The 13,028-nt window shown below is 63.0% G+C and carries 13 protein-coding genes; 7 read left to right on the forward strand and 6 right to left on the reverse strand.

The window, feature by feature from the left end; all coding sequences use genetic code 11:
* Positions 1 to 14 precede the first annotated feature (14 nt).
* The 6 genes from METUNV2_RS0111665 to METUNV2_RS0111690 form a co-directional block, all read right to left on the reverse strand.
* Positions 15 to 1,187: a DUF3322 domain-containing protein gene (locus METUNV2_RS0111665; RefSeq protein ID WP_026188102.1), complete on the reverse strand. Its 1,173-nt coding sequence runs from the start codon at positions 1,185 to 1,187 to the stop codon at positions 15 to 17.
* Entirely contained in the window at positions 1,184 to 4,597 is a 3,414-nt protein-coding gene (locus METUNV2_RS0111670) for an ATP-binding protein (protein WP_018229659.1), read from the reverse strand. The genes METUNV2_RS0111665 and METUNV2_RS0111670 overlap by 4 nt, the downstream gene beginning before the upstream one ends.
* The gene (locus METUNV2_RS0111675; protein WP_018229660.1) at positions 4,590 to 5,291 is read right to left on the reverse strand and encodes a DUF4194 domain-containing protein; all 702 of its coding nucleotides are present in this window, start codon (positions 5,289 to 5,291) and stop codon (positions 4,590 to 4,592) included. The genes METUNV2_RS0111670 and METUNV2_RS0111675 overlap by 8 nt, the downstream gene beginning before the upstream one ends.
* Positions 5,292 to 5,320: 29 nt before the next feature.
* Entirely contained in the window at positions 5,321 to 6,784 is a 1,464-nt protein-coding gene (locus METUNV2_RS0111680; RefSeq protein WP_026188103.1) for a DUF3375 domain-containing protein, read from the reverse strand.
* A gap of 137 nt (positions 6,785 to 6,921) precedes the next feature.
* Entirely contained in the window at positions 6,922 to 7,152 is a 231-nt protein-coding gene (locus METUNV2_RS19385) for a hypothetical protein (RefSeq protein WP_018229662.1), read from the reverse strand.
* A 47-nt stretch (positions 7,153 to 7,199) separates the two neighbouring features.
* Entirely contained in the window at positions 7,200 to 8,186 is a 987-nt protein-coding gene (locus tag METUNV2_RS0111690) for a helix-turn-helix transcriptional regulator (protein ID WP_232415669.1), read from the reverse strand.
* Between the two features lie 148 nt (positions 8,187 to 8,334).
* Between METUNV2_RS0111690 and METUNV2_RS0111695 the strand changes: the two genes are divergently transcribed.
* The 7 genes from METUNV2_RS0111695 (at position 8,335) to METUNV2_RS0111725 (ending at position 13,023) form a co-directional block, all read left to right on the forward strand.
* Complete coding sequence (locus METUNV2_RS0111695) at positions 8,335 to 8,841, forward strand: hypothetical protein (protein ID WP_232415670.1); 507 nt, start codon at positions 8,335 to 8,337, stop codon at positions 8,839 to 8,841.
* A gap of 2 nt (positions 8,842 to 8,843) precedes the next feature.
* The gene (locus tag METUNV2_RS0111700; RefSeq protein WP_018229665.1) at positions 8,844 to 9,323 is read left to right on the forward strand and encodes a hypothetical protein; all 480 of its coding nucleotides are present in this window, start codon (positions 8,844 to 8,846) and stop codon (positions 9,321 to 9,323) included.
* The gene (locus tag METUNV2_RS0111705; RefSeq protein ID WP_018229666.1) at positions 9,320 to 9,940 is read left to right on the forward strand and encodes a hypothetical protein; all 621 of its coding nucleotides are present in this window, start codon (positions 9,320 to 9,322) and stop codon (positions 9,938 to 9,940) included. The genes METUNV2_RS0111700 and METUNV2_RS0111705 overlap by 4 nt, the downstream gene beginning before the upstream one ends.
* A gap of 208 nt (positions 9,941 to 10,148) precedes the next feature.
* A complete protein-coding gene (locus METUNV2_RS0111710) occupies positions 10,149 to 11,384 on the forward strand; it encodes a tyrosine-type recombinase/integrase (protein ID WP_018229667.1) in 1,236 nt (411 codons plus the stop codon).
* An 81-nt stretch (positions 11,385 to 11,465) separates the two neighbouring features.
* On the forward strand, positions 11,466 to 11,837 hold the full coding sequence (locus METUNV2_RS19145; RefSeq protein WP_018229668.1) for a S24 family peptidase: 372 nt from the start codon (positions 11,466 to 11,468) through the stop codon (positions 11,835 to 11,837).
* A 281-nt stretch (positions 11,838 to 12,118) separates the two neighbouring features.
* Complete coding sequence (locus METUNV2_RS19150; RefSeq protein ID WP_018229669.1) at positions 12,119 to 12,388, forward strand: DUF4224 domain-containing protein; 270 nt, start codon at positions 12,119 to 12,121, stop codon at positions 12,386 to 12,388.
* 41 nt (positions 12,389 to 12,429) lie between these two features.
* The gene (locus METUNV2_RS0111725) at positions 12,430 to 13,023 is read left to right on the forward strand and encodes a hypothetical protein (RefSeq protein WP_018229670.1); all 594 of its coding nucleotides are present in this window, start codon (positions 12,430 to 12,432) and stop codon (positions 13,021 to 13,023) included.
* The last annotated feature ends 5 nt before the right edge of the window (positions 13,024 to 13,028 follow it).

A 13,028-nucleotide genomic window follows, 5' to 3' on the forward strand; every position in this document is an offset into this window, starting at 1 on the left:
TCAGCAAGATCGAGTCACGCCAATCGATCAATCACCCATCCAAAGCTGATCCGCTCCTGCTCCAATCGTAGTCTGGGTCGATGGCGATCGAATCTAAGGTCATCGTAGAGAGCGACCTCCTCGTTCGTGAGGCGCGACAAGTCGTGGCGAACAGGCTCGGGTTCCTCGTACCAGTGCAAACGATGTGCAGTGAGTGTTTCCTGGTCCATGAGGAAGGACGCTGCGCTTGGGAAATGGCCTCGCAACTGGTCGAGTATCGCGAAACCATGCGTATCGATGTCTCCCCAGTAGTTCAGTTGGCATCGATGCAGCCACGCGGCGCGCGCCAGCGGCTCCCAACCGCCGTAACCAGCGCCGAAGACAACAATGGCTCTAGCGACCTCCGGAAAGGCAAGAAAGTTGGTTTCGTTCTCCGTGATAAAGACGCGCTCCACGGGCAACGCCAGCGCCGCAAAGCTTGCCGCGTCCAAAGTGATGTCTGGCAGGCCTTCGCAGCCCGGCAGGCTGGGTAAGGCCGGGTCGAGCAGACGAATCCGAATCCGGGCGGGCTTGTCGAGAAAGCCAAATCGGCGATTGAACTGCGCGACTCCAGTCGCATCGGTCTCGATGACTTCTGGTGGCAGCGCCAGGTCCAGCAGTTCAGCCAACACGCCTCGGTGGGCCTCGATGAACTTGCTGTCCACGCCGGGCGCGTCGACCTGGCGCAAGTACAAGGCCGGGCGAGGATGGACCTGCAGCCACGTGACGACGGCCAGCAAACGCTCCCAGCGGTCGGCCATGTCCAGTGCCTGGATCGGCCGCCGAGCCAGCCACGCCAGCAGCGCAGGCTGGGTGGCCGCCGTCTGTTGCCACAACGCCTCGAACTTCTGCGCTTCGCGGCCCTTGCCGATGAAGGCCAAGGCGTTCTGCAAGGTATCGATCCAGACGGCCGCCGGGAGCCGCTGCATACCTTGGACGCGGTGATTCCACTCGCGCCATTCGATACGAACCCGAGGGGTATCGGCAACGACGCGCACCCAATCACGAACTGCCTCGAATCGATCGGACAGGTCCGCAGCCGTGGGCGCCCTCAGCGTCAGGCGCAGAGGCCAGGAAACGGTGTCCGTTACAGCCGCCCGCTGCAAGTCGCCCCGGTCCCACAAGCGTTGGACCTGTATGCGCAAATCCGCCGGCATGGTCCAACTCATGGCGCTGCGCCACCTCCGGCAGCCGTGGTTTCTGTCGTCCGACCCACCGCCCCTGTCGCCTTGTGTTGCCGGTACTCCTCGATCGACAGGCAGCGCAGCCGCGAGTCGCGCCCGCCCTCGTTGTGCACGAAACCCACGCTGGCCACGAAGGGCTCAATGATGTGGATCTTCTGCAGCGGCGTGACGATCAATAACTGCAGATTGAGCTGCTGGAAAAGGCGCAACCCATACTGCGCCGACTCGTCGGACCCGCGCCCGAACGCCTCGTCGATGACCACGAAGCGGAACGACCGCGAACGCACAGCGCCCCACTCCAGCCCGAACTGATAGGCCAGACTCGCAGCGAGCACGGTGTAGGCCAGCTTCTCCTTCTGGCCACCCGACTTGCCGCCCGAATCCGAGTAATGCTCGTGCTCGGCACCGTCTGCGCGCCAACGCTCGCTGGCCGAGAACAAAAACCAGTTGCGCACGTCGGTCACCTTGGCAGTCCAGCGCCTGTCTGCGTCCGACAGTCCTTCACGGCCGCGGAAGCGGTCGATGATGACCTTGACCTGTAGGAACTTGGCTTCCGAATACTGTTCATCTGCTGAATCCGTCATCGCGCCCTCGGTGCACACCCGCAGATCCTGCTGGAAGTCACGTATCTCGGCATCCGGGCTGGGCAGCGCCACCAGCTTGATGTACCGGCCACTGTTGTAGTCGATGGCCTGGAGCGATTGGTTGATGAAGTCGACGCGCTCCTTGATCGTCTCCCGCTCGCGAGCCAGCTGCGCGTTGAAGTTGGCAATCTCGTTGATCGTGTTGACGTTGAGCAGCTCCTTGAAGCGCGCCTCGAATCGCGGCAGGTCGTCGCTCTTCAATCCGGAGAGCATGCGCTCGTACTCCGACAACGCCTCCAGGCTAACGTCCATCTCGACGGTCTCGGCCTTGAACTCTTCCTTGAAGCCGCGCATGGCATTAACGATGCGCTCGGTGAGACGGGCCAGGCGCTTGTCCTCCGCGTCGATGCGATCCTGCAGCCACTTGCGCACCTCCTGCTCGCGGTTGTCGCAGGATTCGACCGACAGTTGATGCTCGCCCAGCGCCTGCGAGCGCCAGTCGTCCAGACACTCGATCTGCGTCTCGGTCAGCGGCAAGTCGTTCCACACGTTGCCGGCCTGATCCCGCATCGCCTGCGCTGTCTCACGCTTGCTCTTAACCTCGCCCCGCTTGCCGAAGGCGTCGGACCGCTTGACCTCCAGCTCGCCGAGCCGCTCCTGCGCGGCTTTGAGTTGGCGACCCAACTCTTGCAGGGTGTCGGAGGCGGCTTCCAGCCGCGCGCGCTCCTCGGTGAGTGCAGCAATTTGGCGAGCCAGGCTCATCCAGTCGATGTCCGCAAAGCGCGTAAACTCCTCCAACTTGCTGAGTGCATCGAGCCGGCCACGCAGTTCATTGCGCGCCTGCTGGATCTCACCGATACACTTCCCCAGCGTGGCGAGTCTTTCCTCCAGACGCTCCCGCTGATCGCGCAACGCCCGCAGCTTGTCGGCATTGCTCCAGCCGAGCACGTAGCGGCTGCGGTCATCGATTCGACTGCGGTCGTCTTTCTCATGGCGACCGCTCGGATCCTTGATCTGCCCTGCACGCGTAATAGCGCGGGCCTCGCGTTGGAACTGTTCGCCCGTATCGCAGCAGGCCACGTCGAAGCGGTGGCGAAGCTCCTGTTCCAGCCACTCGTAGTAGGGCGAGTCTGGCTTGATCACTAGCTTGCGCACCAGCGACTGCGGGTGTAGCCCTTGACTCTGCGTGCCTTTTCGCGCGCGCACATGGAAGTACACCAGCCGAGCACCCAGATGCTGGCGTTCCACCCAGTCAGCAACCACCTTGTAGTGGGCATCCGGCACCATCAGCGCGAGGCCAAAGCCGCGCAGCAGCCGCTCGGCGGCACCCTCCCAATCGCGTTCGTCGTCGCGCACCTGCATGAGCTCGCCTGCGAAAGGCAGTTCGCCTTCCCGGATCGACAGCGCCGAACACAGCGCATCGCGGATGCGGATCTGGGCGGCGTCGATGTTGCTCTTGCGCCGCTGGAGACTGTCGATCTCGTCGGACAGGGTTGTGTGCTCTTCACGGCCCTTGCGGAAAGTGAAGTCTTCTTCTCGCTCTCGGTTGTCCAAGTCAGCAATGCGCTCGCGCAGGCCATCGGCACGCTGGGCAATGCTCTGTTGCTGGGCCAGGAAGCCCACTTCATCGGCTGGCGCCGCCTCATCGATGCGAGCAAGCAGCTCTTGGAAACGGTCAGATTTCTTCTGGCGTTGTTCCTTATCCTGCTCCAGACGGCGAATCTCAGCCGCCAGTTCCTCCAGGCGGTCGCCGCCGTTGTCTCGCAGAGCTCGCTCCAGCCTGCCGATTTCAACGCGCTCGGTTTCACGCTGCGTGTCAAAGCGCTCGATCTGCGCATCGAGCCGGGCCGCATCCTCCTTCAGCGTGCCGAGGCGGCGGTCCAGCAGCTCGCCCTTCAGCCGGGCGAAGTAGGGCCCAATCTGATCGCGCGCATTCCGCCAGCTCTGGATTTCGGCTACCAGCGCTTGGTGGCGCGCCCCTTCCTCAACCAGGGGCGTCAGCAAGTCCACCTGCCGCTTGGCCTTGAGCACGGCCTGATGCGCCCGATCCAGGTCATCAAAGTGGCGGATCAGCGCCTCGATGCGACTGCCGACGTCGAAGGGCTCCAGCATGTGGCTGCGCACGAAGTCAGTGAGGTTGCCCACCGACTTCATCGAGACGGTTTGGTGGAAGAGCTCCAGGGCCTGCTCGTGCTCGATGCCAAAGCGCCGGCGGAACCAGGCCCCGTAGGGAGGGAAGCTGTCGAACAGCTCGCAGCCAGCACCGCGCAGCTTCTTTCGGAGGGCAGAGATGTCGCTACCGAAGCCGCTGAAGTCATCGGCGATCGCGAGCGCCCGCTCGGCAGCCACGAACAGGCGCGCGGGCTGGCCCTGCGGGTCTTTCAGCCAGAAGACTTGAGCCAGCGTCACCGCCTGATCGTAGCCCTCGTTGCGAAAGACGCCTAGGATGACCGCGTAGCTCGACGCATCGCGCAAAGCCACGGGCCGAGCGCTACCCGTGACCTCGTTACGCTCGCTCTTGTAGTGGCCCAGTACGTAGGAGCGCAAGGACCGCTCACGCGAATCCGCCCCGGCCGCCTTGTTATAGGCCACGCGATGGGCTGGCACCAACAAAGTGGTGATGGCATCGACCAACGTAGACTTGCCCGAGCCGATATCGCCCGTAAGCAAGCCGTTGTGGCCATCGAGCTCATAGCGCCATATGCGCTTGTCGAAGGTGCCCCAATTGAGCACTTCCAGCCGCTGCAGCCTAAAACCGACACGGCTGTCGTCAGCCACGAAGTCCAAGCCGAGCGTCGACGCCTCAATCATCGGCTTTCTCCTGACCGGCACCTTGACCGGCGCCGGCCGACAACGCCGTGCGGTAAACCTCCAGCCGCGCATCGAACTCTGCCAGCCACTGCGCGTCGACAAAGGCTTTCAGGATTCGGCGCACCTCGTAGTGGCCTCGGTCCAGCGCACTGCCGGCTGCGGGCTTGAGTCGGCGCAGAAAGCCCAGATCGACCACCTTGGTAATCGTCGTATCAACTTGGTCGATCAGCCGGGCTTCGTTCGTGCCATCGGGCAGGAACAACCGCATCAGTTCGGCGATATCGTCGCGCGAGAGCACCAGCCGCCTCCCCTCCCCATCTTGGCCACCGCCGGCATCGAATTCGGCCAAGCGTTTGCGGAGCAGCGCCAGCATCAAGCTCACCGGATAGGACAGCGGCCGGCGTGCGACGAGGCGCGGCAGGTGGGGCGCTCCATCTGCGTCGTCCGGGTCCAGACGGCTCTTCAGGAAGGCGTAGCCCTCCGCCTCATCCAGCACCATATCGAGAAGCAGCACTGCCGCCTGTTCTCGCACCCGCGCCTGCAGGCGCAGCAGACTGGCCCACAGGCGCTCATCGTCGTCGCGGTAGAGCACACCCTTGAGCAGGTAAACCATCAGCAGCGAAAGCTCGGGTAGGACCGGCAGCGCGCTGAGCGGCGTCTCTATCAAATCGTTCTCTTGCAGCGTGTCGTTCATGTCCTTCTTCTCCCGCTTGCCGGACGCCGTCAGCGCGTGAAGATGACGCGGGGCAAACGCGCCTCGCGCGTCACGGCTTCGCCCGCTGCGTTGCTGGCTTGCCAGCGAATCGGCTCTTCCACAGCTTCGTCCACGAGAGCGCGCAGGCCTTCCACGCCATCGCCGCCGTGGGCCAACTCCAGATAAGCCACCAACTCGGCCAGGCCCTGCTGCAGGGGCTCGGCATCCAGCAACTCACGCAGTGTGATCTGAGGCTGGCGGCGCAGTGCCTGTTGCACAACTGAACGCAGGCGCGTTTTGTCGACCACGACTTGATCGAACAAGCGCGCAGTGTCGATCTCGTCCTCGGCGGCGGCGAGCGCCAAGCCGGCCAGGCGTGGCTTCACGCTCGGCACGAACAACGGTCTCTCCAGCGGCAGTTCAATGTCTGCTCCCATCGCGTCGATGTACATCACAGCGCTGGTTGGCGTCGCTGAACGCAATGCCAGCGCCTTACTCTCGATGCCGTGCAGCAAGTCCAGGATGCGGCGGTTCTCCAAAAAAGCACGGTCGTCCAGGAAACGGCGCAACTGCTGCGAAAGCTGGGCCACCGTGCGCTGCGTGTGTTCACCGGCCTCAAGCCAGTCGTGGTGCACGCGGCGAGTGCGTGGCTCAGGCTTCAGCGCCTCGACGGCGGGCAGCGCCAGCACCTGATCCAGCCGCTCGGAAAGCTCCTCTTGGCGCCGGCTGGACATCAGGAAGTCCCAGAATGCGCGGAAGCTGCGGCCCTGGTCCGAATCGCCGATGGCATCGCGCTCGCCCATGATCTCGTCGAGCAGCGCACCCTTGGCGCCATCCCACAGAGCGATCTTCTCGCGCACTTTGCGGTCGAGCAAACGGAAGTTGTGTTCCACCTCGCGGAAGTCGGCCAGCAGCTCACGCGCCAGTTGCTGAAATTGCTGAAAGCGATCCCTGATCGCCGTATCGTCCATGAGCGGCTCATCGCCCGCCAGCACACGAGCGATCTCGATATCGATTTCATCGCGCTTCCTGCGCAGCTCACCCACCCGTTTGATCGGGTCGGCTTCGGTCCCCGTATTGATCTGCTCCAGCAGCGCAAACAGTGTCAGCAGGCGCGACTCCGTACCGACGAAAGGCCGCTCGGTCAGCGAGGCCAGCCAGCCGATGGCCTTCTCGGTCGCAGGCGTGAGGTCGAACTGCGCTTCGTCGGTACCCAGCTTGTAAAACTTGCGCAACCATCCCTTGTCCGACGAAGTCCAGTCGTTCAGATACTCCAGTGCGCCTTTTGGATAAGCCGCAAGCCCGAACTGCTCGCGCAAGACATACAGCTCGTCTTCCAGCGCCTCGGCAAGATTCACCTCGCTCATCACGCGCACATTCGGTGCAACAAAAACCCTGTGCAGGAAACTTGCGACCAACGGCGCATGCAGCGAAGTCAGCAGTCGCCAGGCGGGGTGATGGTCGCGCAAAGTGACGAGCGTCGAGTGGTCCATGAAATCAAGCTACGCAATGCGCTTCATCGTCAGCCCCAAGCGAAATGCGCATAGGGCGTTCAAACACACGAACACAGATCTACGGCAGGTCATCTTATTACTGCAGACAGATTCCACGCCCCAGTCGCGAAGGGTACTCACTCTCCTGATTTGAACTCGGCGCTCTTGAACTTCAGCACAGTGCAGTTCTCCTTCATGGCCCGCTGCACTCCGTCATCAAAACCTGTATTCGACTCAGCCTGTATCTCGACCGAGAAAATGGTCAGAGCATAAGGGCCGACTTGTTCAGTGGTGACGACGCGCACGACCTGCCCTGGCTCTAAGCCCGACACAGCCGCGTTGTTCTGTATTTGTTTTAGCTTCGGCATGAATGCATGGCGTTAGCTTGAGGCTCCGATCCTATCAGCCACGAGGCTCATGAATTGAGCTCCGAGGTCGAGTAATTCGAGATGGAATCGGAGAGCTTCTTGGCCACAGCCTGCCGAAGGGAGTCTGGAGCAGTCACGGTGCAGTCCTCGCCGAATTTCATGATGTCCATCATCAACTCCCGATCATCCGTATAAGGCACCTTGAGTTCATAGCAGCCATCCTCCAACACCCTCCCCACCTGATCCGGATGCCATTTCTCCGCCGCCACCCAGCGCGACCGCTCTGGCGTGAAGCGCAGCGTGGCCCAGGTGACGTTGTCGCCTGAGAAGATGCCGTAGCCGGAGCCAAGCACCTGGTCGAGGCGCTTCTCGGACACCTCCTTCGCCTTCTTCTCCAGGATGTCGGCCGCGCGGACGGCGTCGAGCGAGAAGGCGCGCAGGTCTTCACGCAGGTGGCACCAGGCGTCGAGGTACCAGTTGTCGCGGTAGTAGATGAGCCGCTGCGGCGAGATTTCGCGTTCGGTTTCCTGGTCCGTGCCGCGGGCGTGATAGCGGATGAACATGCGCTTGCGGCGCAGCAGGGCCGAGCCCACCGCCTGGAAGTGGCTGAGGTGGAAGCGACGCGCGCCGACGGTTTCGATGCGGATGCGCTTCTTCACCTCTTCGGCCGGGTTGTCGGCGCTGCCGAGCAGGCCTGAGAGGCGGGCGAGCAGCGGCTGGATATGCGGGCCGAGCAGGCCGCCGGTGTCGAGGTTGGCGAGCAGGTGCTGCATGGTGAGCAGCGCGTGGATCTCCTCCGCCGAGAACCACAGCCCGGGCAGTTCGTACTGCGGGCCGATGCGCTGCCCTTCCTTCTCGAAGCGGTAGCCGCCGAGGTCGCGATCGAAGACGATGGGCGCGTGCAGCCGGTCCTTCATGTAGGCAAGGTCGCGCTTCAGCGTCGCCCACGACACGCCGAGCTTTTCCTGCAGTTCGGCGCGCGGCACGGCCTTACGGCCGGCGAGCAGCTGGTCGATGCAGTAGATGCGCTCCATGGCGCTCATGCCGTGTCTCCGTATTTCTGGCGGGCTGTTGCCCGTTCGCGTGAGCTCAGTCAGTGAGCCTTGTTGATCCGATGATGCCTCACGCGCACCGGGAAATTCCGTGCGCAACCGACCACTCAGCCTTTCGGATGATGCGTACATGAGACAGCCTTCACTCACTACCCGGGTGCGCTATTCGCACCGCCCCTTTACCGACTACTGCCCCAGCCCCGAGCCGCAGAGCTCGATGCTCTGGCATGCCGTGACCGGCGATAAGGCCGATGAAGACCTGCAGGCTGCGCGCTGGAATCTGATCTGGCTGTGTTCGCCGGAACTCGATCAGGCGCTGGCCCTGCCACGCAAGGCCGGGCCGCACTGGAAGTCTGTAGTGGCCAACGTGCATCTTTCGGTGCTGGCGCCGATCTGGCCGGAGCTGCGGCATGCGGTGCTGTGTCAGACCAACGTATTCCGCGCCTGGCTGCACCGTGAGCGCGAACGGGCGCACCTGTTTCTCATCAACATCGACCCGGTGATCGAGGTGATCGACCGGCGTCTGGAAGACGCCATTCAGCGCCTGGGTGGCGTGGCGTCAACGCGCATTCCACCAACCCGGGTTCGCGGCAACGTGACCTTCGTCGATTTCAGCGCCGCGCGCCGAGAGGGCTGAACATGACGGCCCAGATTCCGGAAACCCTGCTGATCGACGGACGCCCGCGCTCGATGTGCACCGAGCCGCTGAATGACTATTTCGCGCTGTCCGGCGTGCGCAGCGGCTTCGAGATCAGCTGCACCGCGCTGTGGCGCGGCTATGTCGGGCATTGGGAAATCGCGCATGACCGGCTCTACCTGCTGCGCATCGACGCCTGCTACCCCGACGGGCGCGAAGCGAAGCTCACCGACCTTTTCCCCGAACATCCCGATCGGGTGTTCGCGCACTGGTGCAGCGGCACGCTGCGGATACCGGAAGGCCGGCGCCTGCACTATGTGCATGGCGGCTATGGCAGCACCTTCGAGCGCGACCGCCTGATACGGGTCGAGCGCGGTGCAGTGCTCGGCATCGAGGTGCGCACGAATGGTGTCGCCAAAGGTGCCACCAACGGTGTCAGGATCGATCCTGCCAACGGTACCCACCCGGAGCGCCCGGAATGAGCCCACATACGCTGCTCACGCTGTATCTCGTCGCCGGCGTACTGACGCTGACGATGGCGCTGATACAGCAGCTTGTTGCGCTCGTTCGCAACCGGCGTTTCCGGGCACTGCTGAATCCGACGGAAGCCCCGCATACAGCTCGACAGCGCTGGATCACGCGCATGCTGGTCGCTCCGCTGGCGGCGCTCGCGGTGATCGCGCTCTGGCCGATCGGCGTGTGGCTGATGGGCTGCAGTCTGTATCGCCTCGCTCGCCTTGCCCTGCCAGCAAGACGTGACGACACGCAACATGCCGATTCCGACACGCCCTTCGACAGCGCACTCAGCGACTTCAGACCTCGCAGCGAACATCTGGTCGAACGCCTGACCCGGGCCGCGATTGAGCAGCGCGAAACAGTCACCGACCCGCTGAACGCCGCCCCGCCCCTGCCCTTCGGACACCTGAATCGCCGTTGGCAGACGTTTGCGGATCAGCTCGGTCCGGGCGACGAGCTGTGGAGCTTCGAGTCACCACACGTCACTCCATTCGGCACGCTTGAAGTCAGGCGCGGCTATGCGCGGATGCGCCGTGGGCAGGTGCTGGACGGAATGACCACGGAACGAACGCAGGAAGCGTGAGGCCGCCGGGGAATGCGTCGTGTCGAGGTGAGATGCAGAGGGTTATGGCGGAAGCTGTGTCCGCCTCCGTATAACCCCACACCCTCTCAGCACGCACCAAAAAATCACTTATAAGCCTTATTCTGTCTTTTTCTTTGCATCTAGTCGCATCGCATTGTATTGTTGAATCTCACGGTTTTTGTTGGGCGATTCGTGGGGAGTGATGGCAATGCCGAAGATCGCACGAGAATTGACGGACCTGGCGCTCAGGCGCCTGAAAGAACCCGGCATGTATGCGGCCGGTGGCGTCGCCGGGTTGCACTTCCGCATCCTGCCTTCTGGCGGCCGCACATGGATCCTTCGCGTCACTGTCGGCGGCAAGCGGCGGGACATCGGCCTGGGTGGATATCCGACCGTCTCGCTTGCCGGCGCGCGTGATGCCGCCCGCGCCGCCCGCGAGTCCATCCGGAGCGGCATCGATCCCGTGGAACAGAAGCGCGTGCAGCGCGCCACCATGATTGCGGCACGCGGATCGGCCGTCACTTTCGACGACGCAGCGCGACAGTACATCGAGGCCATGCGCCACGAGTGGCGGAACGCGAAGCACGAGGCGCAATGGGTTTCCACGCTCGCCACCTACGCCAGCCCGGTTATCGGGCCGCTGGCCGTGCGCGACATCGAGCTTTCGCATGTCGTGCGCATCCTTGAGCCCATTTGGACGACCAAGACCGAAACGGCGGTCCGGCTTCGCGGCCGGATTGAATCTGTTCTCGACTGGTGCGCAGTGCGCGGGTACCGGCAAGCGGACAACCCCGCGCGGTGGAAAGGCCACCTCGACAAGCTCCTTCCCAAGCCTGCGAAGGTCGCCAAGCGTGCCCACTTTCCCGCGCTGCCCTGGCGCGAAATGGGCGCCTTCATGGCGGAGCTGCGCACTCGAGAAGGCATCGGAGCGCGTGCGGTCGAGTTCGCCATCCTGACTGCCGCCCGATCCGGCGAAGTGCGCGGTGCGCGCTGGTCGGAGTTCGACCTGCAGGCCGGCACCTGGACTATTCCGGGCGACCGGATGAAGGCTGGCAAGGAACATCGGGTGCCGCTGTCCGATCAGGCGCTGGCCGTACTTGAGTCGATGCCGCGCGGGGATGACTTCGTGTTCCCCGGCTCCAGGCAGGGAGCCATGCTGTCTGACATGAGCTTGACGGCGGTCCTTCGGCGCATGGGCCACGCCGACATCACGGTGCATGGATTTCGGTCCGCCTTTAGAGATTGGGCAGCCGAGGCCACGAACTACGCACGCGAGGTGCCCGAAATGGCGCTAGCGCATGCCATCGGCAACGACGTCGAAGCGGCGTACCGGCGCGGCGACCTGTTCGAGAAGCGGCGCCGGCTGATGCGCGATTGGGCGAAATTCTGCGACACACTCACGTCTGCCGCTGACGTGACACCGATAAGAAGTACCGCCGCCTGACGGACTCAGGCAAGCGGGGCTGCGCGGTGTTCGAGCACCGGCAGCCCCTGACCATGAAGCACCTGTTACGGAGGTAACCCCATGGCTGTATCGAACATTACCAGCACCACCTGCAGGCCGGAGCCGCTACTGCCGCCCTCTGCCGTTTTCGAACACTTCAGCGACCGCGCAACGCAGATCACAGGCCGCATGCCCGACAACAGCATGGCGCCCAAGATCGAGGAGGGCGACCTGCTGCAGATAGAGCCTTGCAGCCGGATTAGCACCGGCGGATACACCTACGCGTTCGAGGTGGGCGGCCGGCAATTCGTACGCTCTCTCATGAAGTGCGCGGACGGAAGCATTCAGGTGATCGCCGAAAACCAACATTACGAGAACGAGCGCATCGAGGAACCTGAGATCAAGCTCATCGGCCGCGTCGTCGGTGTTCTGCAATACCGCCGCGTCATCTGACTCTGAAGGGATTCGACCATGCGCGCCATTTTCAAGACGTATTTCATGATCGCAAGAGATGATCACTCGGCGGATTCCAGCATGTTGCTCGGCATCCCGCTTTCCCGCCGACTATCGTCGAGAAACCAGGCTCGGAAGGCTTTGCACAGAGCGTCCAAACGCTGTAAGGATGCCTACTTGATGCGTGTGCGAGTTAGGGTCGGCGCCAGCTGAAAGGCGCGAGGCAGCGGCTTCGAGGGAGTCACGCATATGCTTACCCGATGACCTCGAAGGAGAGCGGAATGTCCGAAACCTACCTTTCAACCGACGAGCTGCGCGAACTGACCGGGTGCGCTCACCGCGCCCGGCAGCGCGCGTGGCTGGATGCGAATCGCTGGCCGTACGCGGTCGCCGCGACTGGACACATTCGCGTGCTGCGCGAGTACTGGCGCGCGCGACTCACCGGAGCGCAGCCGACCGTGCCTTCCGTCCATGCAGAACGAGCTCACAACTTCGCCGCGATCGAAGGCATCGGCGACCGCGGCAGCAAGCGCCGGAAGGGAACAGCTTGAGGTCGCATGCCTCCGGTGCGCCGTCTGGAGCAAACGACTCCATGATTCAGCGACGAAGACATCCACCGACCCCTCAGCATCCGGATGGAGTTTGGGAATACCTCGACCAGGATGAGGGGTGCTTCCTTTTCGAGTTGTGGTCCTGCGAGGAAATCAGCCTCGAGAGCATCGACGACTTCATTGAATCGGAGGCTCTGCCAGAGTGGGTGCGCGACGACCTATTGGCAATGCGCACCGATGCCCTGGCAGCCTATCGCGCCAAGGGCTATGAACTCGCATTGGCGCGCGCTTCCGCGCTGCAGTGGGCGTGCCGCTTTTACGGGCAGAACATTGCAGCTGCGCCGGAAGTGATCCTGGCGCGAAAGTTCAAGGGGAGGAAAAAGGGTTCCGAAGGTCCTGTAAAGACGGCTGTGCGAAAGCTGCTGAAGAAGAACCCCAAAATGAAGAACGCGAAAATCTGGGAGTCCTTGCAGAATGCGCTACCGCGTGGGTGGCTGGTGTGCGAGAACCGTGCCGGGAAGTACATCGAAGGCAAAACGGCAGGCCAAGGCTGCAACTACCCTAGGTTTCAGGTCATCTGTTCAGAGGTTCGCGCCACACTCGACGATAAGAATTTACGGAATAGCGAGCCATAAATCCG

This window comes from Methyloversatilis universalis EHg5 (assembly GCF_000378945.1).
GTDB classification, from domain to species: domain Bacteria; phylum Pseudomonadota; class Gammaproteobacteria; order Burkholderiales; family Rhodocyclaceae; genus Methyloversatilis; species Methyloversatilis universalis_A.

Coding starts and splice junctions, on each gene's coding strand:
- METUNV2_RS0111680 (WP_026188103.1), bottom strand. CDS start 6,784: ATGGACCACTCGACGCTCGTCACTTTGCGCGACCATCACCCCGCCTGG.
- METUNV2_RS0111670 (WP_018229659.1), bottom strand. CDS start 4,597: ATGATTGAGGCGTCGACGCTCGGCTTGGACTTCGTGGCTGACGACAGC.
- METUNV2_RS0111675 (WP_018229660.1), bottom strand. CDS start 5,291: ATGAACGACACGCTGCAAGAGAACGATTTGATAGAGACGCCGCTCAGC.
- METUNV2_RS19150 (WP_018229669.1), top strand. CDS start 12,119: ATGTCCGAAACCTACCTTTCAACCGACGAGCTGCGCGAACTGACCGGG.
- METUNV2_RS0111700 (WP_018229665.1), top strand. CDS start 8,844: ATGACGGCCCAGATTCCGGAAACCCTGCTGATCGACGGACGCCCGCGC.
- METUNV2_RS0111725 (WP_018229670.1), top strand. CDS start 12,430: ATGATTCAGCGACGAAGACATCCACCGACCCCTCAGCATCCGGATGGA.
- METUNV2_RS19385 (WP_018229662.1), bottom strand. CDS start 7,152: ATGCCGAAGCTAAAACAAATACAGAACAACGCGGCTGTGTCGGGCTTA.
- METUNV2_RS0111705 (WP_018229666.1), top strand. CDS start 9,320: ATGAGCCCACATACGCTGCTCACGCTGTATCTCGTCGCCGGCGTACTG.
- METUNV2_RS0111710 (WP_018229667.1), top strand. CDS start 10,149: ATGCCGAAGATCGCACGAGAATTGACGGACCTGGCGCTCAGGCGCCTG.
- METUNV2_RS0111690 (WP_232415669.1), bottom strand. CDS start 8,186: ATGGAGCGCATCTACTGCATCGACCAGCTGCTCGCCGGCCGTAAGGCC.
- METUNV2_RS0111665 (WP_026188102.1), bottom strand. CDS start 1,187: ATGAGTTGGACCATGCCGGCGGATTTGCGCATACAGGTCCAACGCTTG.
- METUNV2_RS0111695 (WP_232415670.1), top strand. CDS start 8,335: ATGAGACAGCCTTCACTCACTACCCGGGTGCGCTATTCGCACCGCCCC.
- METUNV2_RS19145 (WP_018229668.1), top strand. CDS start 11,466: ATGGCTGTATCGAACATTACCAGCACCACCTGCAGGCCGGAGCCGCTA.